Origin of the sequence: Chitinophaga dinghuensis, assembly GCF_003259435.1 — a bacterium.
Lineage (GTDB): Bacteria > Bacteroidota > Bacteroidia > Chitinophagales > Chitinophagaceae > Chitinophaga > Chitinophaga dinghuensis.
Genome location: NZ_QLMA01000004.1, coordinates 594690 through 614964 on the forward strand (window position 1 = coordinate 594690; position 20275 = coordinate 614964).

Annotated in this window: 21 protein-coding genes; 7 read left to right on the forward strand and 14 right to left on the reverse strand. The window is 45.2% G+C overall.

The window, feature by feature from the left end; all coding sequences use genetic code 11:
- Positions 1 to 711, forward strand: coding sequence for a DUF2490 domain-containing protein (locus CLV59_RS14585; protein WP_111592772.1), 711 nt, complete (start codon positions 1 to 3; stop codon positions 709 to 711).
- A gap of 33 nt (positions 712 to 744) precedes the next feature.
- On the opposite strand, the gene CLV59_RS14590 is transcribed toward CLV59_RS14585, so the two are convergent.
- Together CLV59_RS14590 and CLV59_RS14595 are read right to left on the reverse strand one after the other, a co-directional pair.
- Positions 745 to 1599, reverse strand: coding sequence for an NAD(P)-dependent oxidoreductase (locus CLV59_RS14590; protein WP_111592773.1), 855 nt, complete (start codon positions 1597 to 1599; stop codon positions 745 to 747).
- Between the two features lie 9 nt (positions 1600 to 1608).
- Complete coding sequence (locus CLV59_RS14595) at positions 1609 to 2370, reverse strand: SDR family oxidoreductase (protein ID WP_111592774.1); 762 nt, start codon at positions 2368 to 2370, stop codon at positions 1609 to 1611.
- Between the two features lie 138 nt (positions 2371 to 2508).
- On the opposite strand from CLV59_RS14595, the gene CLV59_RS14600 reads away from it, so the two are divergent.
- Positions 2509 to 2877: a winged helix-turn-helix transcriptional regulator gene (locus CLV59_RS14600; protein WP_111592775.1), complete on the forward strand. Its 369-nt coding sequence runs from the start codon at positions 2509 to 2511 to the stop codon at positions 2875 to 2877.
- Between the two features lie 122 nt (positions 2878 to 2999).
- Here the strand turns inward: CLV59_RS14600 and CLV59_RS14605 are convergent, their stop codons facing one another.
- A complete protein-coding gene (locus CLV59_RS14605; protein ID WP_111592776.1) occupies positions 3000 to 4034 on the reverse strand; it encodes a fatty acid desaturase family protein in 1035 nt (344 codons plus the stop codon).
- 48 nt (positions 4035 to 4082) lie between these two features.
- A complete protein-coding gene (locus tag CLV59_RS14610) occupies positions 4083 to 4964 on the reverse strand; it encodes a lysophospholipid acyltransferase family protein (protein WP_111592777.1) in 882 nt (293 codons plus the stop codon).
- 250 nt (positions 4965 to 5214) lie between these two features.
- On the opposite strand from CLV59_RS14610, the gene CLV59_RS14615 reads away from it, so the two are divergent.
- Positions 5215 to 5832, forward strand: a complete 618-nt coding sequence (locus CLV59_RS14615; RefSeq protein WP_245950872.1) for a Crp/Fnr family transcriptional regulator — start codon at positions 5215 to 5217, stop codon at positions 5830 to 5832.
- Positions 5833 to 5842: 10 nt separating this feature from the next.
- Here the strand turns inward: CLV59_RS14615 and CLV59_RS14620 are convergent, their stop codons facing one another.
- From CLV59_RS14620 to CLV59_RS14635, 4 genes are read right to left on the reverse strand one after another with little or no spacing between them, the layout of a single operon-like run.
- Positions 5843 to 6457 carry an alpha/beta hydrolase gene (locus tag CLV59_RS14620; RefSeq protein ID WP_111592779.1) on the reverse strand — a complete coding sequence of 205 codons (615 nt, stop codon included), beginning with the start codon at positions 6455 to 6457 and terminating at the stop codon, positions 5843 to 5845.
- A 13-nt stretch (positions 6458 to 6470) separates the two neighbouring features.
- Complete coding sequence (locus tag CLV59_RS14625) at positions 6471 to 7406, reverse strand: ring-cleaving dioxygenase (protein WP_111592780.1); 936 nt, start codon at positions 7404 to 7406, stop codon at positions 6471 to 6473.
- Between the two features lie 15 nt (positions 7407 to 7421).
- Positions 7422 to 7745 (reverse strand): response regulator receiver protein, encoded by a 324-nt coding sequence (locus CLV59_RS14630; protein ID WP_111592781.1) that lies wholly within the window; start codon positions 7743 to 7745, stop codon positions 7422 to 7424.
- A gap of 10 nt (positions 7746 to 7755) precedes the next feature.
- Positions 7756 to 8475: a pirin family protein gene (locus tag CLV59_RS14635; protein ID WP_111592782.1), complete on the reverse strand. Its 720-nt coding sequence runs from the start codon at positions 8473 to 8475 to the stop codon at positions 7756 to 7758.
- Between the two features lie 307 nt (positions 8476 to 8782).
- Here CLV59_RS14635 and CLV59_RS14640 point away from each other — a divergent pair, with 307 nt between their 5' ends.
- Positions 8783 to 11158, forward strand: a complete 2376-nt coding sequence (locus CLV59_RS14640; protein ID WP_111592783.1) for an ABC transporter permease — start codon at positions 8783 to 8785, stop codon at positions 11156 to 11158.
- Positions 11159 to 11263: 105 nt separating this feature from the next.
- Here the strand turns inward: CLV59_RS14640 and CLV59_RS14645 are convergent, their stop codons facing one another.
- The 3 genes from CLV59_RS14645 to CLV59_RS14655 form a co-directional block, all read right to left on the reverse strand.
- Positions 11264 to 12169, reverse strand: coding sequence for an alpha/beta hydrolase (locus CLV59_RS14645; RefSeq protein ID WP_111592784.1), 906 nt, complete (start codon positions 12167 to 12169; stop codon positions 11264 to 11266).
- 102 nt (positions 12170 to 12271) lie between these two features.
- Entirely contained in the window at positions 12272 to 13138 is an 867-nt protein-coding gene (locus CLV59_RS14650) for a helix-turn-helix domain-containing protein (RefSeq protein WP_111592785.1), read from the reverse strand.
- A gap of 147 nt (positions 13139 to 13285) precedes the next feature.
- The gene (locus CLV59_RS14655; RefSeq protein WP_111592786.1) at positions 13286 to 16051 is read right to left on the reverse strand and encodes a TonB-dependent receptor; all 2766 of its coding nucleotides are present in this window, start codon (positions 16049 to 16051) and stop codon (positions 13286 to 13288) included.
- 223 nt (positions 16052 to 16274) lie between these two features.
- Here CLV59_RS14655 and CLV59_RS14660 point away from each other — a divergent pair, with 223 nt between their 5' ends.
- Positions 16275 to 16679, forward strand: a complete 405-nt coding sequence (locus tag CLV59_RS14660) for a DUF4440 domain-containing protein (protein ID WP_146616200.1) — start codon at positions 16275 to 16277, stop codon at positions 16677 to 16679.
- 23 nt (positions 16680 to 16702) lie between these two features.
- Positions 16703 to 17497: a hypothetical protein gene (locus tag CLV59_RS14665; RefSeq protein WP_211323864.1), complete on the forward strand. Its 795-nt coding sequence runs from the start codon at positions 16703 to 16705 to the stop codon at positions 17495 to 17497.
- 139 nt (positions 17498 to 17636) lie between these two features.
- Here the strand turns inward: CLV59_RS14665 and CLV59_RS14670 are convergent, their stop codons facing one another.
- Both CLV59_RS14670 and CLV59_RS14675 read right to left on the reverse strand, forming a co-directional pair.
- The gene (locus tag CLV59_RS14670; protein WP_111592789.1) at positions 17637 to 18335 is read right to left on the reverse strand and encodes an alpha/beta fold hydrolase; all 699 of its coding nucleotides are present in this window, start codon (positions 18333 to 18335) and stop codon (positions 17637 to 17639) included.
- Positions 18336 to 18383: 48 nt separating this feature from the next.
- On the reverse strand, positions 18384 to 18992 hold the full coding sequence (locus tag CLV59_RS14675; protein WP_111592790.1) for a Crp/Fnr family transcriptional regulator: 609 nt from the start codon (positions 18990 to 18992) through the stop codon (positions 18384 to 18386).
- 162 nt (positions 18993 to 19154) lie between these two features.
- Between CLV59_RS14675 and CLV59_RS14680 the strand changes: the two genes are divergently transcribed.
- Positions 19155 to 19460, forward strand: a complete 306-nt coding sequence (locus CLV59_RS14680; RefSeq protein ID WP_111592791.1) for an HP0495 family protein — start codon at positions 19155 to 19157, stop codon at positions 19458 to 19460.
- A gap of 300 nt (positions 19461 to 19760) precedes the next feature.
- Here the strand turns inward: CLV59_RS14680 and CLV59_RS14685 are convergent, their stop codons facing one another.
- On the reverse strand, positions 19761 to 20264 hold the full coding sequence (locus CLV59_RS14685) for a hypothetical protein (protein ID WP_111592792.1): 504 nt from the start codon (positions 20262 to 20264) through the stop codon (positions 19761 to 19763).
- Positions 20265 to 20275: the final 11 nt, after the last annotated feature.

A 20275-nucleotide genomic window follows, 5' to 3' on the forward strand; every position in this document is an offset into this window, starting at 1 on the left:
ATGCGGAGGAAGTGGTGGTTGCTGGTAGCGGGAATTTGTTGGGGGTATACCGTCCATGCACAAACGAAAAGTAATCTCTGGATGAGAACGACCTTGCAGACCAGGCTAGCTGATAAATGGGATGCAGCGCTGGAATTACAGCTTCGCAGGCAACATCCTGATAATGCTAATATGTTTTCCATGCCATTGATGTACTCTGTCAGGCCCTGGATCTATTACAGGATGAATACGCATTTCAGCCTTTCCGTATCGCCGCTGGCCTGGTTTCGGCAGTATCCTGTATTGCTTACAGAGAAAGATTTATCGAAAGCGCCCATGCAGGAGTGGAGAAGTACGGTCGCTATCAGTTATCAAACACAGTTACAACAGCACCTCTATTTCCAATCGCGTGCAGGCGTTGAGTACAGGAATTTTTCAACTGGTCAACGATTGTTGCGTACCCGTATCAGGACGGGTTTTCAGTATCTTTTGCCTGGGGATGTATCCTTGAATGCCTACAATGAATTAATGTTGAATCCTGCCGGGGCAGCCCCTGGGCACTTCTTTGACCAGAACCGGCAGTCGATATCCGGTATAGTGCCACTATCTCGGGGAGTAACTGTGGAAGTGGGATATATGCATATTTACCGCCAATTACCGACATATGATCCCATTATGCAGGAACATAATTATTTCGTGCAATTGAATATTTCCATGCAACGTAAAAAATGAAAAAAGTACTGCGTAGTTTCGCAGTACTTTTTTTTATCGCATTATTTTAATCATAGCCGACAGTCTTTCCTTGCCGAAACCGGCAGCTCTGCCAAGGTTTAACTGTTCCAGTCCGAAAGCCGGAAACGGTGCAGTGATGCCGCCTTCAGTAGCGTGACGTTCCAATAGTTCAAAGCAATAGGCACAGATTTCGAGGGAACTAAGCGGTTGATCGAATCGGCTGTTCTCAATATCCTGTCCTACCTCCTGTACCATTTCAGCAAGTACCGGGGAGAGCGTGCTTGTCACATTTCCCAGCGCTCCAACAGAAATACCTTCTGCTTCCATGATGCGTGCGCCATGCAGGAATCCGAACTGCATACCAAACATGGTAGATAATATCGCCAGGTCCCAGGCTGCGGCTGCACCTACAGCGGGGCCCATATAGGCGAGGTGACCTGCCAATATTTTTAAAGTGGATTCCTGTTCCCGGAATACCTGTTCATCACCGGAAAAGAAAATGGGCGTGGAAGGTTGTCCCATCTGCGGCGGGGTGGCGAGAATAACGCCATCCAAATAAGCAGCTCCTCTGGCCAGTATATCATTTTGCATTTCCCGGGCGTCTGCAGGCGTACCGCTGCTCAACTGAATGATGGTTTTTCCGGTGAGATCCAGGCCAGACAAGATTTCCCGACTTGCCTCGTAATTAACTACGCAAAGTAAAATTACCGGACTATCGGCAATGGCTGTACGAATATCGGGCACATAATTCGCACCAAGGGAGATCAGCGTATTGGCTTTTTCCCTGGTTCTGTTCCAAACGGTCAGGGTTATACGATTTTTTACCAATAATTCTCCCAATACTGAGCCCATAGCGCCCAGTCCAATCAATGTGATGTTGTTTTCCATATGTTATTTTTATTGTGGTAAAGTGAGTCGGTGAGAAAGTCCGCCATCAACAGTGAGTTCTGCTGCGGTAGTGAAAGTGGCTTCAAATCCCAGGAATTTAACAGCGGCAGCTACTTCTTCCATATGACCATGGCGTTTTAAGGGTGTAATGGTATTACCTAATGCTTCAAAGGCGGCCAGCTCGGCCTGGGTAGCGCCGTAAACGCCCATGGTAGGGGTACTAATGAAACCCGGACTAACGGCATTCACCCGAATCCCAGCAGGGGCAAGTTCTGCGGCCAGTACACGCATAAACGCAGTTACTGCAGCCTTTGCGCCAGCATAGGCGCCCATGCCAGCATAGCCCGAGTTGTTGGCGATAGAAGTAGTGAATACGATAGCGCCATGAGAGTTGATAAGGGGAGACAACTGCCGGGCTGTAAAGAAGGCGCCCTTGGTGTTAATATCGAAGGTTTTATCATAACTGGCTGCTGTCACCTGTGAAAATAATTCCAGTATAGAGTAGCCGGCATTGATATGCAGTAAGTCAATCTTTCCGAAATGAGTGGCAACCGCAGTGGCGAGTTGCTCAATATCTGCCAGACTGGAAGCATCCGAGCGAATAGCCAAAGCTCTGGCCCCCAGTTGCTCCTGTGCCGTTTTGATACGTTGTTCGTTATGGCCGGTAATGATCACGGATGCGCCGAGGTCGGTGAACAGCTTTGCTGTAGCGAATCCCATTCCATGCGTACCTCCAGTGATAACAATTTTCTTATCCTTATAATCTGTCATGCCGAATAATTTTTCACAAAGGGAGCATTTTCCGGAAAGCCTGACAATAAGGGAGAAAACTTACGGGTATGGATAATTTTTTCCATACCCTCCATATTCGGAACATATGGTACATTCGTTCCAGTAAAACCTGGTAAGATGTACGAAAAGAAAATACCGAAAGATTTTTCCTGTGGTTTCAGTGTACTGATGGAGATTATTGGAGGGAAATGGAAGTCTTATCTGCTGTACCTCATCCATAATGGCGTACACAGACCCAATGAATTACACAAGCAAATGCCTTCTGCAACCCGCAGGGTGTTAAATATGCAATTACGTGAACTGGAATTTCATGGTATGGTGAAAAGGGTAATTTATCCGGAACTGCCGCCAAGAGTGGAATACTTTCTGACAGAGTTTGGAGATTCGCTGTTGCCGGTGATTTTCGAAATGAATGAGTGGGGAAATAATCACCTGGAAAGGTTTCAGAAACTGATCACGGACAAGCAGCTGGAGGCAGTGGCTTAAGAGAACTGGGAGTGAATGGTTAATTGAAGGGAATGGAGTGGCTGGTGAAGATCGTGTCTCCCTAAAATAAAATACGCTTCAGGATTCTCACCCTGAAGCGTACACGAAATTTAAATATTTTCTCAACCTGGAACAATCACTTCTTCTGGCTCTATGACTGTGGATAGTACCGGGCGACAAGCACGCATTTCTTTCAGGCCGATCATCTTTTGTTGTTCTGGGTCCCAGACTTTCAACCGGAAACAGGCGCGGATATCACGGATACGCAGGGAAGTCGTTTTGGCATTTTGCAGCTCCGGCATTTTGGCCATCGCTTCCGGTAGTCGGTAAAACGGAATACGCGCATTCAGGTGGTGAATATGATGATAGCCGATATTAGCTGTGAACCAGGCCATCACCGGACTCATTTTCATATAGCTGGAAGAGAGCAGGGCGGCTTTATCGTAGCACCATTCGTGGTTAACGCTGAAGGATACCCCAGGAAAGTTATGCTGTGCATAAAACAGGTAAGCCCCAATAGCGCAAGCAATAGTAAATGGCACCAGGATAAATAACAACCAGCTTTCCCATCCGAAGAAATACCATACGGCCACACTTCCTGCCAGGTGTATAATCAGCGCTATTAAAGAATCTATATGTTTACGCGGACTGCTTAAGAACGATTGTACGCACATTCCCAGCATGAACATAGACAAGTAGCCGGCCGCGATGGTCAGCGGATGTCTGCTGAAAAGGTAAGCGCGCTTTTCCGCTGGTGTAGCGGCTTCAAATTTTTTACGGGTGAAAATCGGGTAGGAGCCAATACTGGCACTAAACAACTTCGAATTATGCTTGTGGTGGTAATCGTGGGAGCGTTTCCAGATGCTGGTAGGCGCCAGGATATACATACCGAAGATCGTCATGATACCCTCTGCCAGCAGGGATTTATTCAGGATTGTATGATGCTGGTGGTCGTGATAAATTACAAACATCCGGACAATCAGTAATCCGGATACCACGCTGGCCAATATTCTCAATGCCAGGTATGGCAGTGTCAGCGTGCAGGTTAATGCCAGAACCAGTAACAGGAGTGTAGAGCAGGTATGTAACCAGCTTTTAGCTCTGTCTTCGCTTGCAAATGGCTTGGTAGCCAAAATTAGATCTTTTCCCTCCAGCATAATAGGTCAGTTGAAATAGTCATATTAATAAAATAGAAACGGGTACAGTTAAACATTCGCAGGGCGTTTATGCTTCCAACGCTTGTGCGACCACAGCCAGGTGGCTGGTTGCGATACGATATCTTCTTCCAGTTTGCGTGTATGCGCTACTGTTATATTACCATCTTTTTCATCGGAAGGAGTAGTAGTAAGTATTTCAGCAGATACGGTATAATAGCCTCTTTTAGTTCGTTGTACAGTAACATATACCACCGGGTAGTTCATCTTTTGAGCAATTTTCTCTGTCCCTTTGAATACCGGGGTATCCTGGTGCATGAAGCGCAGCCAGTGGGCGGTATCGGGCTGAGGAGCCTGGTCGGCAATGAAAGCGGTGGCATTTATTTCGGCCCGGTTCTGTACAATAGCGCGGAAAGTATCCTGCATGGCAATCAGTTTAGTGCCAAAGCGGGTGCGCATTTTGTACATTAATCCGTTGAAATGTTTATTGGCCAGTGGGTGGTAGATGACATACAACTGCTGCTTGCAGAGAATACTGAAAGTATTTCCTGCCCATTCCCAATTGCCTTTATGACCCATTACCAGGATTACGCTCTTTTTCTCGGCAGCCAGCTGATCAAACAGCGCCACGGTTTCCGGCGTAAAGCTGCAATGCTTTAACATAGCCGCTTTGCTGATGGTCAACGTTTTGAACGTTTCGAGGAAAAGATCGCAGAGGTAATGATAGAAATCCTTGCAAATTCGTTTTAATTCTGCCTCGCTTTTATCCGGGAATGAGTTGCGGAGATTTTGCATCACTACTTTCCTACGGTAACCGATGCCGTAATACAACAAGGCATACACCCCGTCAGACAGCAGGTAAAGTACCGGAAAAGGCAACAACGACAGCGCATAAATCAGCGGCAGCAACAAATAATAGACAATTGTAGGCAATGTGGCTCAGGTTTTTTGATGCTCCTCGAAGCATTATTGAAATGATAAATATATAACTTCAGGTGAATATTACCTAGCGAATAATACAAAATACTACTATTTTCATCCATTTAATATCGGTTTTAGATAATACGGTACTATATTTCATGACAACACCCCCTCGCAGGTACAGCTCCCATGCGGCTTTACGGGTAGGAAGTACTCCCTACCATATGAACGACACGCAACGGAGGATTTACCCCTACGTGTCATGATAAATTTTTTATTGCAGTATCTTTATAGCCTCATGTACGAACAAATAGACCAGTTTACTGACCAGTGTATTGCCCTCACCCCGGAAGAGCGGGCGTACTTTCATTCCCTGCTGAAGTTCAAAAAAGTACGCAAGCGTACCTATCTGTTGCAGGAAGGGGAGATATGTGATTTTGAAGCGTATATCGTGAAGGGATGTATCCGTACTTATTTTCTCAGTGAAGATGGGACAGAAACCATCTTGTCATTTGCCATAGAAAACTGGTGGGTATCTGATCTCTACAGCTTTACAGAACAAAAGCCTTCCAATATGTTTATCGAAACATTGGAAGACAGTGAGCTGCTGATCATTGATCATAAAAGTAAAGCCTTACTGTATGAGCGGATACCTAAGTTTGAAACCTTATTCCGACTGCTGGTACAACGTTCGTTGTTTGCGCTCCAGCGCCGGTTTCATAGTCTGGTTTCACAAACCGCCGAACAACGTTACCTAGCCTTTTTAGAAAAATATCCGGCTATTGTACAAAGGGTTCCTCAGAACCAGATTGCCCGCTACCTGGGCGTTTCCCCGGAATTCCTCAGCAAAGTGCGCAGTGGGATGCAAAAGAAAAAGTAAGCCCGGAGGCTTACTTAAAAACTAACTGATTGGCCTGATTAATTTCTTCCTGGGTAATGGTATGTCCCATTCCCGGGTAGATGGTGGCGGTTATCTCCGCTCCCATGCTTTTCAGGATGGTGGCAGATTCCTGCACCCTGGATACCGGTACGTGAAAGTCAGGATCACTACTACCGATATAGATGGGCGTACCCTGGAAATTACCTTTATAATCTTCGCTATAAATTTTATCTCCGATCAAACCGCCGGTAAAGGCTACTGCGCCGCCGTATTTATCTGCATTTCGGGTAATGTATTCCAATGTCAGACAAGCGCCTTGTGAGAATCCAAGAAAATAGATATTTTCTTTTTTAATACCTGCATCTATGGCTTTCTTCACTGTTTCCTGCACTAACTGAAGGCTTTCTGTCAGCCATGGTTCATTCTGTGCTACCGGGGCGATGAAAGACTGCGGATACCAGGTGTTCCCATTGGCCTGTGGCGCCAGCAACGCGTAATCCTGTACTTGCAGGTGCGCAGCCAGGGAGAGTATATCCCTGGCGGATGCGCCGCGCCCATGTATCATGATCAATGCCTTTTCTGCTCCTGGCAGCGGCTTACCCGCTGTGTATATTTGCTTTTCCATTATTAAGTGCTCCTTACTTTAAGACTGGTAATACTTTTTCGATTTCTTCTCTTGCTGGTTCATACTGTTTAGGCAATCTCAAGGAAGTACCCAATTTATCCAGCGGCTCATCTACTGTGAATCCCGGGTTATCGGTGGCGATTTCAAACAGTACGCCTCCTGGCTCCCTGAAGTACAGAGAATAGAAGTAATCGCGGTCGATCTTAGGCGTAATATTCAATCCTTTGGTGAGAATTTTATCTCTGAATTCCATCTGAATTTTATCATCGGCTACACGGAATGCCACGTGGTGATTGGTTCCTGCGGCATTGTAACCCCGCTGTCCTTCCGGATCTGCGATTAAGTCAATGATATTCGCATTTTCCACGGTATTGGTGACAAAGCGATAACGATTGCCTTCTTGTCCTTGTAAACTATATCCGAAAATATCTGTGAGGATTTTCGCGGTAGGGTCAATCGTTTTCAAAGTGAGGGTAGTGCTGTGAAATCCTTTGGTAGCAACATCTTTCTTCACTTCTGCAGTTTCCCATGCCATGCGTGCATCGTTGGCTGCAGGTTCTATTAAACTCAGTTTAAGTCCGTCAGGATCTGATAACACGAGGTATTTCTCGCCAAATCTTTCCTTCACTTCTTCAAAAGGTACATTGAAGCGGGTAAAGCGGTCTTTCCAAAAGTCCAGGCTCCCTGTAGGAACGCTATAGCCTATTTCAGTGGCCATGCCGGTACCATTCTTTCCCTGATCAATGCCTTCCCAGGGGAAGAAGGTCAGGATGGTGCCAGGAGCGCCCTGTTCATTTCCGAAATAGAAGTGATAGGTGCCAGGATCATCGAAATTTACCGTTTTCTTCACCAGTCGCACACCCAGTACGTTGGTATAAAAATCCAGATTACGTTGTGCATTGCCTGCAATAGCAGTGATGTGGTGCAGTCCTAAAATATTGTTGTTCATGGTAGTATTTTTAAATTATTTATGTTGTAAATTTTCAAAAACGGTGCGAACTTCATTTTCCAGTAGTCCGCTACCACCGCCATAGTGGCGGATTATGCGGGTAGGAAGCTGTTGTTTCTCTATGGCCGCGCTGATAGTAGCTTCATCTTCCGGCGTTACGCCTACTCCCAGCAACACGCCATCATAAGTTTTATCTGATAACTGTTGCAGTCCTTCTTCGAGAGATAAAGCGATGTCGCCCTGCCATCCTGAATGACTATTCATCAGTCGATGTAATACCTGCATGATTTCAGGATGATAGCCTATAGCGAGTAACTGTATGGATAAATTGTCTGTCATGGTCTTACAATTAAAAGGTCATTGGAACATCTGTTACAAGGATTTCCGCTTCCGGGCTAATGATTTTTCCGCTGAAAGCGTTGGTCTCACTAATCCCTAATGCATCGCCTGCCGATAATTGCTGACCGTCGATTTCAATCTGGCCACTGATGACGTATACATAAGCGCCGTTGCCGGATTGTTTCACTTGGTATTCAAAGGTTCGGGTATGGTTGAATGTACCCAGGCTCATCCATGCCTGCTGTTGTACCGCGGCAGTTTGCGTATCTGCTTCCGGTGCAATGAAAGCGGAGAGCTGATTGTCAAATGCTTCCTTATTCAGTGCCAGGCGGGTGTATTTAGGTGTAACATTCAGTGCTGATGGATAGATCCAGATCTGTAAGAACCTTGTTGTTGTGGCTTGTTCATGGTTGTACTCGCTATGAAATACGCCACTGCCTGTACTCATCACCTGGATCTCTCCAGCTGTAACAACTTGTTCGTTGCCAAGGTTGTCTTTATGGATGAGACTACCATCTAACGGTATGGAAATAATTTCCATGTTATCGTGGGGATGTCTGCCAAATCCTTTGCCAGCATGAAGAATATCGTCATTGAAAACGCGCAATGCGCCAAAGTTCATCCGTTTAGGATTATAGTAATCGGAGAAACTGAAGGTCTTCTTGCTGTCCAGCCACTCGTTGTATTCGTGGTGGCGACTGTCTTCTTTATGATATATGTATTTTGCCATCGTTGTACTGTTTGTTTGATGGTGTAAAATTGCAACAGTTCTTGCTGCTGAAAAATGAACTGGGTTAAGAAATGGTCTTAATCTAGATTAAGATTTTGGGCTATAAGGACTGCCAGCAAGGGAAAGAGAGGATATAGGGAGATGCGGGCCTGCCTGGATGGAAAGGGTAAGTAGATAATTTGGAGCCCCTGTTGTAATTACTAATAACCAGGTGTAGCGGGGCGTTTGCCTGGTGGCTGTTTTATCTGAATAAAAGTTTTGTAAATTAAGGCTGGCGGCAAATGTTGTAAGCCTTAAAACCCTCTTTATGTTTAAGCATAACCTGCGACTTATATTCAGAAATTTCAAACGTTTTAAATCTGTTTTTGTCATTAACCTGGTGGGTTTATCTACAGGTCTGGCAGCGGCTATATTGATTTTTCTCTGGGTGAATGATGAACGAAGTACAGATAGATTTCATCATAACAGCAGTCATTTATTCCAGGTAATGGTGAACACCACGCAGGATGGCCGTATTACTACCGACGAAGGTACAGGCGGGATACTGGGCGAAACCCTGGAACGCAGCGTACCGGAAGTCTCCTCAGCTGTTACTACCGCTCCCGCCGCCTGGTTTCAGAAATTCAACATGTCTTTCAAAGATAATACAGTCAGTGCGAAAGGTAACTTTGTAGGAAGTAGTTACTTCCATGTATTCTCTTTTGATCTGTTGCAAGGGGACAAGAACCAGGTATTATCCAATAAGACGGGCATTGTACTGTCTGAAACGCTTGCCAGAAAGCTATTTCACACCACTGATAATATTATAGGAAAAGTTATAGAATGGAAATGGACTTCCATTGTAAAGCAATGTATTGTGACCGGCGTATACAAGGATATGCCCAATAATTCCACGCAGCAATATGATTTTGTATTGCCGCTGGAAGCCTGGAAAGAGATCGTTCCTGCCACCAACGACATTGCTGGCGGCCCTTTTCGTACTTATGTAGTGCTGAAAGACGGCACAAATACAGATCAATTCAATCAGAAATTTGGTTCTTTTCTACATGATAAAGTAAAAGGTAGTAACGCTACATTGTTCCTGCGCAACTATGCGGATGCTTATCTCCATGGGAAATACGAGAATGGTAAACTGGCAGGAGGCAGGATAGAATACATACGTCTGTTTATTATCATCGCTATTGCTATTCTGCTGATAGCCTGTGTCAATTTTATGAATCTCTCTACAGCAAGGGCTTCCGGCAGAATGAAGGAAGTAGGAGTAAAGAAAGCATTAGGTATCAAACCTCATCTGCTAATTATGCAATTCCTTGGAGAATCCGTTCTCATGAGCTTTATATCATTGATACTGGCAGTTGTATTCATCTGGTTATTGCTGCCGCAGTTTAACCAGATCACGGGAAAGCATTTGTCTTTCGGTTGGAATCCTGCACTGATGGGAACCATACTAGGCATTACCTTGCTGACAGGCTTGCTGGCAGGCAGCTATCCGGCATTTTATCTGTCGCGTTTCAAACCTGTGCTAACGTTAAAAGGTAAATTAATTAGTTCCGCAGGAGAGTTATGGGTGAGACGCGGTTCCGTTATCTTTCAGTTTGTGATCTGCGTATTGTTTGTAAGTGCGATGATGGTGGTGTATCAACAGATTCAATATGTACAAACAAAAGATCTGGGATTTAATAAGGAGAATGTCATCTATTTTGAACTGGAAGGCAGTGCCGCAGAGAAGCGCGATGCTTTCCTGGCGGAGCTGGACAATATGCCTGGCATCATCAGCGCTTCCACCATTCAACAGAAAGTTATTCTTCCAAGTGGAGTTCCCAACAGCGTTATCCAGTGGGATGGTAAGAATTCGGATGGCGAAATTCGTTTTTGTGAGATGCCAGTCAATTATGGCCTCATTGAAACCCTCGGTATCCAGATGGCCCAAGGACGCCCTTTCTCTCGACAATTCAGCACAGATGCGGGTGGGATAGTCCTCAACGAAGCGGCTATTGCTGCCATGAATCTTACCGAAAATCCAATTGGTAAAGTGGTGAGTCTAAACGGAAAGGATACACGAATTATCGGGGTGAGTAAAAATTTCCACTTCAATTCCCTCCATGATGAAATAAAACCTTTTATTTTCCGGCTTTCTCCTGATGAAACCATGTTAGTCATGGCCCGTATCCAGGCCGGGAAAACCGCTGCTACCTTGCAACGCGTCCAGCAGTATTACAAAGACTTCAACCCAGGTTATACCTTCGACTACCAATTTTTAGATATCGCTTACCAGGAGCAATATGCGTCTGAGCAATTGGTAGCCTCTCTTTCCAAATACTTTACAGGATTGGCTATCATCATTTCCTGCCTTGGATTATTTGGTCTGGCTGCATTCACTGCAGAACGAAGAGCGAAGGAAATAGGCGTGCGCAAAGTGATGGGCGCTACTGCTGCCAATATCGTATATCTCCTTTCTATCGACTTTACAAAAATAGTGCTGGTGGCGATTGTGATCGCTTTGCCACTCAGTTATGTCCTTACCAGACATTGGCTGGATTCCTTTGCATACCGCATCCACTTATCCGCTGTCTATTTCGTCGCAGCGGCAGTGATATCCTTGCTGGTAGCCTGGTTCACCATCGGATTACAAACGATTAAAGCTTCCAGGGTAAACCCATTGTTGTACTTGAAGGAAGATTAAATACACCCTTGCTTGTCCGCTCTGCGTGGCAAACAAGGAGGCGAAAAAAAACAAAAACAGGAAATGACATTTGCAGTGTCACTTCCTGTTTTTGTTTTTAAATCGTTATAAATTCTCTTTATAAAACGGCACTAATTTGCCTACCGCTTCTTTCACACATTCCGGCTTATCGTACATGTCATAGTGTGTAGCGCCTTCAACAATGTGCAAGTCTTTTTTACCTTGTACTCTTGCAAATAAATCTTTTGCATCATGCAAGGAACCGAAAGCCCCGGGAACGCCACCAGCAATAATTTGAATAGGTTGGGTGAGTAGTTGCTCTACCAGGTGGAAAGCGTCGAAAGCTAATACGTTACCCAGACTTGTAAATCGCAGCATATTGCAGGAGGTAGGTTGTTGTCCTCTTGGCGTTCTGTAATAATCTACTGCCTCTATTACATCTATTTCGGTAATACCTGCCTGTTTGGCTTCTTCTGGGGAGTTGGGAATCCAATTGGTGATCATTGGCGCTACACCACGGGCTTCGGCTGTACGCTGCTGCCCAACGGCTGCCAGCGTTTGCTTATGGTTGGCTTCACGGTATAATCTGCCAATATTAGCGCCTGCCACTGTTCCTACAGCTTTGATGCGGTGTTCCGTCATAGCGGCATTAACGGCATACCCGCCGCCTGCGCATATGCCCAGTGCGCCTATGCGACTGTCGTCTACATAATCTAAAGTGGTTAAAAAATCTACTGCTGCACGAATATCTTCCATACGAATGGCTGGATCTTCCACAAAACGTGGTTCACCGCCACTTTCGCCCTGGAAAGAAGCGTCAAAGGCAAGCGTAATGAATCCTTCCGCTGCCAGTTTACCGGCGTAAATACCAGCTGTCTGCTCTTTTACGCTGCTGCCAGGATGCACGCATACAATGGCTGCATATTTTTTAGATGCGTCAAAATCAGCAGGGAAATGAAGGTTTCCGGCTATATCCCATGTTCTGTTCTTAAACTTTACTGCTTGTGTCATATAGTTAGTTTTAATTCTATTGATGATGACACAAAATTACTGCGGCATACAGGGGGACTTGTAATGCTTTTCAAACAGAAAAGTAAGATTTTCAAACAATTCTTACTTTCTCAATGAATTGGGAGTGGCGCCGGTTACTCTTTTAAAGAAGTTGTTGAAATAGGTAGGATATTCGAAGCCCAGGGCATAGGCTATATCCGCTACATTCCAGTCGGTATGCTGAAGGAGCGCTTTCGCTTCAGCGGCGATTCTGTCTGTAATATGGTCCTTTGTGGTTTTGCCGGTAGTTTGCCGAACGGCGCGATTGAGATGGTTCACGTGAATATTCAAGCGGGTAGCAAAGTCTTGCGGATTACGGACTTCTAATGATTGACGCGGGTTATCTATAGGAAACTGCCGCTCCAGTAATTCCAGGAATAGTCCTGCAATCCTGGAGGACGCATTTGGGCTGCTGGTATAGCTCTCAGAGGGTTGTAATTTATGCGCTTCATGAATGATCAGGTTAATATAATTCCGGATCAATTCATCCTTGAATTGGTAGTTCGATTCCTGTTCCTCCTGCATTTTACGTAATATAGACTGGACAAAGAGATAGGAGGTCTCATTCAGTGAAAATACCGGCGTGCCGCCAATCTTAAAGAGGGCCGATTCCTGTAAACTCTTCAAACGCTCGTTATTATTGAGGAATCCTTCTGTAAAAATGCAGGTAAAACTGTTGTGCTGAGAGGAGGCTAAATGCCAGGAATATGGAATATGCGGCGTGCCGAAAAAAAGGCTGTAACCATGGAGGGCAATGGTTTTATCTGCATAATGTACCGTACTGTCGCCATAATGAAGACATATCTTATAAAAGTCTTTGCGGGAATATTCCGGTAAGCCTACCACCGTATCCGCCACTTCATAAATCTTAAAGCCTTTTAGTTTAAGATTAACGTCCAGTTCCGCTGCACTTTTTAAGATAATACACATGATGCGAAGTTAAGAAAATCAAACAAGGCGGCAAAAAGAGTGTACCAGTAGCGATGTCTTCCGTTTGAAGGTGCGATGGGCCTTCCTATCTTAATTACAACCGAAGTGAAAAAGCCTTTCCACTTCGGTTGTAGATGTATGTACTTGTTATAAATTCAGTTCCAGTCGCGCAAATAGGAAGCGACCATTGAAGCCGAACTGTGTAGCACGGCGACTGTACAGGAACTGATTATTAGTAGTGTTGTTCGGATTATTCACTTTATCCGGATAGATATCAAACAGGTTGTTGGAGCCTATACTTATTTTCAAAGCCTTTATCAGCTTGTATCCAATCGCCACATCCGTCACCACTTTCGGATCGTAGGTTTGGTAGAAGTTCGGATCTACGGTGGCTTCCTCTACACTGCCGAAGTACACATTCCGCACAAAGGCATTGAATTTACCAAGAGTATACGATAAAGTGAGGTTCACCTTTTCGTTAGGCACGCTGCGTTCTAAATAAATGCGGCTGGCACGGCTAAAATAAATATTCTCTTTTCCTGCCAGTTTGGGCGAAGCCTTTACGGGACCAACCTGTTGGGTATTCGATACGGTGGCGGCAAGGTCGGCACGGAAGTTACCGGCGCCGGCTCTGGTAGCATAGGAGAGTACGAGGTCTATCCCTTTGGTTTCGGAGTTGATGGCATTAGCGAAGAAGGCAGCTCTGTTGGCATTGGCCTGTTGTAATAACTGATAGATCTCTTTGTCGGTCGGAGATGCATTCGGCGCATTACTACCGGAGAACTGATCGGTATATACAACACGGTCGTCGATGCGGGTGAAGTATCCGTCTACAGTGAGACTGAACTTTCCGAACTGACCGGTTAGGCCGGCACTCATACTTTTGGATTTTTCCGGTTTGAGTTTGGGAATACCGAGTAGTTGGGCAGGGCGACTATCATTCGTGAAGGTGCCTACTTCATATGGTTGTCCGTCTACGAAAAGGGTAGCTGTATTGGAGAAAAAGCGCTGATGCAGGGAAGGAGCTCTGAAACCGGTACTGGCGGAGCCTCGTAGGGCAAACTGTTCACTCAGTTTATAGCGGGTGGTCAGTTTCCCTGTCAGCGTAGAGCCGAAGTCGTTATAGTTCTCAAAGCGGGCGGCGGCTCCAATGAGGAAACGGCTGTTGAAATTCAGCTCGGCGTCCACATAGGTGGCAATGGCGCTCCTGGTGGCATCTACGGCATTTTCCGGGCGGAATCCGGGGAATACCTGTGCGCCGCCGGCGCGAGGCGTACCATCGGGCCCAAATTTAGTATTAATAGGGCCCTGCGGATCTGGTACCAGGATAGGATTGCCTTGTCCATCTACTCCTATCTGTGAAGCGCGACCATAATCTGTATAGGAATTTTCGCTACCAGGAATCAGTTTATAACGTTCAAACCGATGTTCTGCACCAAAGCTGATATCCAGTCCACTCAAGGTTTCCAGCCGGCGGGAGAAGTCCAGGTTCGTCGTATTCTGCGTAAAGACCGGACCGCCTGCGGTAAAGGTAGTAGGAGAGCTTTTTCCCATAGAGGCATTCAGGGAATTGGCAACGGTGAATTTGAATTCATTTTGTCCCCATGCATTGCTGAGGTCCACTTTCCATGCGCCGAGGTGGCCGCGAATACCCATTGCCAGCGAGCGATCATAGATATCGGAGTGAATTTCCGGGAGGAATCCCAGTGGGTATATATCGATGATATTGCGACTGTCGTTGGGAAGTCGGTATACGCCGGCAGCTTCGCCGTTGCGGTATCCGAGTCCGCCGAATGCATAGATCTCCGCGCCATTTTGCAGTGGCATACTGGCATTCATGAAAACCTGGCTGCTGCGGAGTTTGGACTGGCCTGCCCGCATGCGTATATCATTACGTGTTATACGATTGGCTACCAGGAAAGAATCCGTTTTATCAATGCCGCCAGGATAAGTACGGTAGATGGGGCCTACCCAGGGGCCGGAGCGATTGGTATAATTGCGGTAATCGAAGGAACCGCCTACGTTGATGTATCCTCCTTTATCTCCCAGTGGCAGACCGTAATTGACCGCGGTTTGCACTGTTTGCCCGTCTATGTTGTTGCCCGCTTTCGGCGTAACGTTTGCGCCGGTAGTAACGTTAACGGATAAACGATTAACAGTGCTTTTCAGGATGATGTTGATCACGCCGGCAATGGCGTCGGAGCCATATTGAGCGGCAGCTCCATCTCGGAGAATTTCAATACGGTCGATGGCCGCAGTGGGAATGGCATTCATGTCTGTGCCTACGGCGCCGCGGCCAAAGGTACCGTTTACATTCACCAGCGCTGTATTATGACGTCGTTTACCATTGACGAGCACCAGCACCTGATCAGGGCCAAGGCCCCGAAGGGAAGCCGGATCGATGTGATCAGTACCATCTGCCACTGTTTGTGTACCGGAGCTGAAAGAAGGCGCCACATAGTTCAGAATCTGGTTAATGGTGACCTGAGGGGCATCTGATACGATGCGTTTTACATCAATGACGTCAACAGGTACAGGGGTTTCTGTTTGTGTACGGGGAAGGTTACGGGAACCCAGTACTACCAATTCATTCATAGTACCGCTTTCACTAAGCGCAAAGTTCAATTCCAGTTGCTGGCCGGCGACCAGCGTAATGTTTTTGTGTTGTGCTGCATAGCCAATATGGCTCACGCTGATGGTATAACTTCCAGGAGCTACCGTAAGGGTATAGTTGCCAGTACTGTTGGCATAGGCGCCTTTATTGGTTTTTTCGAGGTGCACAGTGACGCCCGGCAGCGGGCCTTTGCTATCAGTAATCTTACCAAAGACAGTAGCTGTCTGGGAGTGTGCCTGCCATGCAAAAGATAGCAGGCATGCCCAAAGGAAAATGGGCCGAAGTAACGGGGTTGGCATAGTTTATAAATTTTGGTTTCTTATAAATTACAAATAAAAATCCGCAATAACAGTGGGTATTTCAAGGGTAGGATAGGTATCATAACTAAATAGTGTTTAACTGCATTTGTATAACAGTTGACTGTAAGAATGCAGCAGGAAAAGCGTCTTCCCATATTTATCATTGGTCGCTTAAATATGCTGCAGTATGGAGTTGTGTTTGTTTTTTTATTACCTTGAACACATGAAATCAGATAATACAGAGATAGACCAATTAGTGACATCTTTTTTTGGCGTATTTACTAACGTGAATGGACAAACGCCGAATATTGAATTGATTTTTCAACTCTGTATTCCGGAAGCTGTGATTATTAAGAAATCAGGGCTGATGGAGGAAGTATATAATCTGCAAACCTTTACTGCTCCCAGAAAGCAGCTGTTGACAGATGGTACGCTGACGGGATTTGAAGAGAAAGAAATCAGTGGCGTAACACAGGTGCTGGGAAATATTGCCCAACGAATCACTAAATACGTGAAGCACGGAATGCTTAATGGCGTCGGGTTCTCCGGAAGTGGAAATAAACTCTTCCAGTTCATCAAAACCGCTGCCGGCTGGAAAATAGCCGCAGTCGTATGGGAAGATGAATAATTATTTTTTAAACCATATCCTCCATGACACATCAACAAATATTAGATAAACTGGCCGCTGGAAAATTGGTACAATCCATCGATGAGGATCTCTCCAAACTGGTATCTGATGCCATGAATATTCAGAAGAATGATCACCCCGGGCAGTTGGCTTACTTTCTTCCCAAACTGATGCTGCGCTGGAATTGTGTACTGCTGGCAGACAGGGAGATCTCTATGAATTACCGTCATAAAACGGTGTTGGCATTGGCGATATTACTGCATAAATACGGCTTTGCAGATCAAAGCATTACGGATAAAGCCATACTGGCCATTGATGCATTAAATGCAGGCGTAGTATTAAGCGATGATTTTTACCGGAAATCCAATGATATAAAGGCTTTTATTCAAGCGGTACCTGTTCCGTTGAAGAAGAGGCCCTCTGTAGCGGAAAGCATGACTTTTTACAGAGGAGAGGACGTTATTTCCATTCAAATGGAGCAAAAGTATTATGCGGCGTATATCCATTACATTCAGGGCGTGAATGAGAGTCCGGTGCTGGAATTCTATGATGGCGAATTTGATCAGGTGCCGAGTTTGAGCGAACTGGAAAAGTTGCCGGCGAGAGGGGCGGTATTCAATGATGGAATAGCCCGGATATCCTTATACGCAGTAAATGGATTAAAGTTTCTGCCGGATTTGGCGGGGCAGATTCAACTGATTAGTGCCTGCGTTAAGCAGAAGCCTGCAAATGAACATTTGGAAAAGCCGGACTGGCTGTATACGTTGTCCAATTTATTTGATATGCAGCGTACTATTAAAAGTATGTTTGAGAAATGATTTAGGGAGACACGGTGCCGACTGTACGCAGTGAGCACATAGTGAGAGGAGCGAATGTCATCTCCCGAAATATCCAACACAACAACTCAGTTTTTCAATATACAGGCTTCCGTATTATAAATGCGGAAGCCTGTCTTGTTTATGCCGCCAGGAACGGTTCCAGGATGGCGTTAAATGCTGCCGGTCTTTCCATCATTGGCGCATGGCCGCATTCAGGTAGCATCACCAGTGTGGCATTGGGAAGATAATGATGGAACTCGCGGGCTACATCAGGCGGCGTTACCCTGTCGTCTTCTCCCCAGATCAATAAAGTTGGGGTGGGGATTTCCGGCAGCTGTGCCGCTACGTAGTTGCGATTGGCGGATTTGGCTGTTTTAACAATACCAAAGCATTTTCGTATATCCCTGGTAGTATTGAAAACTTCCTCTACGAGGGCATCCGTGGCTGTAGCCGGATCATAAAAAATATTGGCCACACGTTCACGGATATACGCATAATTCCCACGTTTAGGGAAACTGCCCAGACTGGTGTTTTCGTATAGTCCGGAACTGCCTGTCAGCACCAGTTTAGCTACTTTTTCCGGATGCCGGTGTGTGTAGAGAATAGACACATGCCCGCCTAAGGAATTGCCTACGAGAATAACGTTTTCCAGTTCATTATTGATGATATAGCTTTCCAGGAAATCTACCAGGTATTCCAGTTTATCTTGATGATGATCGTCGTATATGGGTAAGGGTGGGATATGAATATTGTAATGAGATTGGAAATGCGCCGTAACGCCTTCCCAGTTGCTTAAACCGCCAAAAAGTCCATGTAATAGAATAAGACTTTGCTTCATCTTTTTTTGATACAAAGCTATATACCTGTCTTAAGGATGGTTGTGATTTCAGTCACAATAGTTGCGCGATTTATTCAACAGGAACAAACGGGCCCTGCTAATGGCTTCCCGGCTGGTATAGAGGTATCGGGCGATATTGGTAAGCGATATTTTTTTGATGATGGCCGGACGTCTTTCCAACAGATATTTATACCGTTGCAAAGGCGTTTTAAGCGACAGGATATACTGATGCTCTGACTGTTGTTCCACCAGTTCCTGGAATAGTTGTAGGTTGACTTGCAGGAGATTAGGATGATTCTTCTGGAATGGGAGTAATCGTTTGGCATTCATTTTCAGGATAACGGCATCTTCCATCGCGATGATACTGATGGCAGAAGGGGCTTTCTTCGTATAGCTTTCGCAATTGGCAAGAAAATCGTCTGCCATGCCGAAGCGCACAATTTTTTCGTTTCCTTCTTCGTCTGTGATAGCGAATTTAAACATACCGGATATCACAAAGGCTGATTCACGCGCTATTTTGCCATAACGTAAAAAGGCATCTCCTTTGCGGATATGTTTGATGGAGGCTATATTATCGAGCAGTGACCATTCTTCCGGGGTGATTACCGGATATTTCTGCATCAGGCGTTCGTAATGGGAGGGAAGATTTGTTATCATAGCAGCCGCAAATTAGGAAAAAGTCAGGAATCCGGAAATAATCCGCCAATGGCCGGGTATGTTGGAGGCCCCTAATGGGAATATGTCCAGTAAAGGATTTGCTAAAAAAGGGTTATCTTGCATGATTACATGCATTGATGATATTCAATAAATAAAGATAATATGTCTATAAACGAAGATTTAAATGCTGAATTTGGTACAGATCCGTATGAGAAATTTCGTTCATTATTACAGCAGTCACTAGTATTTCCGACAGAATATACTTTTAAGTTTATTATTAAGGCAGACGAGGATAAATCGGCCGAGCTGAAGTCCATCTTTGCAAATACCAATGCAGCGATTACGGTTAACAATTCGTCTACAGGAAAATACAAGTCATTTACTGTAAGGGTGAATGTAGCCGATGAGGAAGAAGTTATTAAATACTATAAAGAAGTATCGAAGATAGATTCTGTGATCATGTTATAGGGAAAGATATTCCTGTTTTGAAACGGCGGTGCGATCTGATGATCGCACCGCCGTTTTTTTATGGGATTAGTTTACTATACAGCGCTTGAATACTGCTGAAATGAGCAGGCAGGGGGAATAAAAAAAACAGTTTCAAATGAATGAAACTGTTTTTAAGTAATGCTCATGCAAAAAATTGAAAAACCGGTGAGAGCACCAGTCTCGTTTTGTCCTTGTATTAATTACAGTATGCCCATTTCAGTAATATTAAAAATTGGAGGATACGACCGGCAAGTCAGTCTGTATCCTCCCGTTGGCAGGTTATTTCATGGTAACGAACTTGGTCTGCGAAACAGATGCCACTTTATTATCTGTAGTACGTACATAGATAAAGAGGCTGTAAGATTTACCGCTAACCAGTTTAGACAGTTTCAGGTTTAAATTACCTGAGATGATATTGGTGTTTGGATAGCTAGCAGGTGTCAGTGTGGTAGATACGCCGCTATTGCCGGTAGCTGCCGATGCTGTTACATTCCAGCTGGCAAAGTGTATACTGTCGACCAGTGCAGGCTTACCGCTGGTAGGTACATCATACCATGCAAAATCCAAAGTACCTGGATCTGCTTTTGTAATAGCGCCACCGAAAGTAACCTGGATCACATCAGCCGGTGCGAAAGGACCTGTCTGACGTAATAAACCCATACTGGTTACTTCAATATTAGGCAGTGCTTTTTCCAATTGCAACTTGATATCATCGTTGTTCTTTGTGCAAGAATACAACAGTACAGAAACCAGGCAGGCGGAGATATATGTTAACTTTTTCATGATAATTATGG

Excerpts from the sequence above, each read along its gene's own strand:
- CLV59_RS14585 (WP_111592772.1), top strand. The coding sequence starts at position 1 with ATGCGGAGGAAGTGGTGGTTGCTGGTAGCGGGAATTTGTTGGGGGTAT.
- CLV59_RS14590 (WP_111592773.1), bottom strand. The coding sequence starts at position 1,599 with ATGGAAAACAACATCACATTGATTGGACTGGGCGCTATGGGCTCAGTA.
- CLV59_RS14595 (WP_111592774.1), bottom strand. The coding sequence starts at position 2,370 with ATGACAGATTATAAGGATAAGAAAATTGTTATCACTGGAGGTACGCAT.
- CLV59_RS14600 (WP_111592775.1), top strand. The coding sequence starts at position 2,509 with ATGTACGAAAAGAAAATACCGAAAGATTTTTCCTGTGGTTTCAGTGTA.
- CLV59_RS14605 (WP_111592776.1), bottom strand. The coding sequence starts at position 4,034 with ATGCTGGAGGGAAAAGATCTAATTTTGGCTACCAAGCCATTTGCAAGC.
- CLV59_RS14615 (WP_245950872.1), top strand. The coding sequence starts at position 5,215 with ATGATAAATTTTTTATTGCAGTATCTTTATAGCCTCATGTACGAACAA.
- CLV59_RS14620 (WP_111592779.1), bottom strand. The coding sequence starts at position 6,457 with ATGGAAAAGCAAATATACACAGCGGGTAAGCCGCTGCCAGGAGCAGAA.
- CLV59_RS14625 (WP_111592780.1), bottom strand. The coding sequence starts at position 7,406 with ATGAACAACAATATTTTAGGACTGCACCACATCACTGCTATTGCAGGC.
- CLV59_RS14630 (WP_111592781.1), bottom strand. The coding sequence starts at position 7,745 with ATGACAGACAATTTATCCATACAGTTACTCGCTATAGGCTATCATCCT.
- CLV59_RS14635 (WP_111592782.1), bottom strand. The coding sequence starts at position 8,475 with ATGGCAAAATACATATATCATAAAGAAGACAGTCGCCACCACGAATAC.
- CLV59_RS14640 (WP_111592783.1), top strand. The coding sequence starts at position 8,783 with ATGTTTAAGCATAACCTGCGACTTATATTCAGAAATTTCAAACGTTTT.
- CLV59_RS14645 (WP_111592784.1), bottom strand. The coding sequence starts at position 12,169 with ATGACACAAGCAGTAAAGTTTAAGAACAGAACATGGGATATAGCCGGA.
- CLV59_RS14650 (WP_111592785.1), bottom strand. The coding sequence starts at position 13,138 with ATGTGTATTATCTTAAAAAGTGCAGCGGAACTGGACGTTAATCTTAAA.
- CLV59_RS14655 (WP_111592786.1), bottom strand. The coding sequence starts at position 16,051 with ATGCCAACCCCGTTACTTCGGCCCATTTTCCTTTGGGCATGCCTGCTA.
- CLV59_RS14660 (WP_146616200.1), top strand. The coding sequence starts at position 16,275 with ATGAAATCAGATAATACAGAGATAGACCAATTAGTGACATCTTTTTTT.
- CLV59_RS14665 (WP_211323864.1), top strand. The coding sequence starts at position 16,703 with ATGACACATCAACAAATATTAGATAAACTGGCCGCTGGAAAATTGGTA.
- CLV59_RS14670 (WP_111592789.1), bottom strand. The coding sequence starts at position 18,335 with ATGAAGCAAAGTCTTATTCTATTACATGGACTTTTTGGCGGTTTAAGC.
- CLV59_RS14675 (WP_111592790.1), bottom strand. The coding sequence starts at position 18,992 with ATGATAACAAATCTTCCCTCCCATTACGAACGCCTGATGCAGAAATAT.
- CLV59_RS14680 (WP_111592791.1), top strand. The coding sequence starts at position 19,155 with ATGTCTATAAACGAAGATTTAAATGCTGAATTTGGTACAGATCCGTAT.
- CLV59_RS14685 (WP_111592792.1), bottom strand. The coding sequence starts at position 20,264 with ATGAAAAAGTTAACATATATCTCCGCCTGCCTGGTTTCTGTACTGTTG.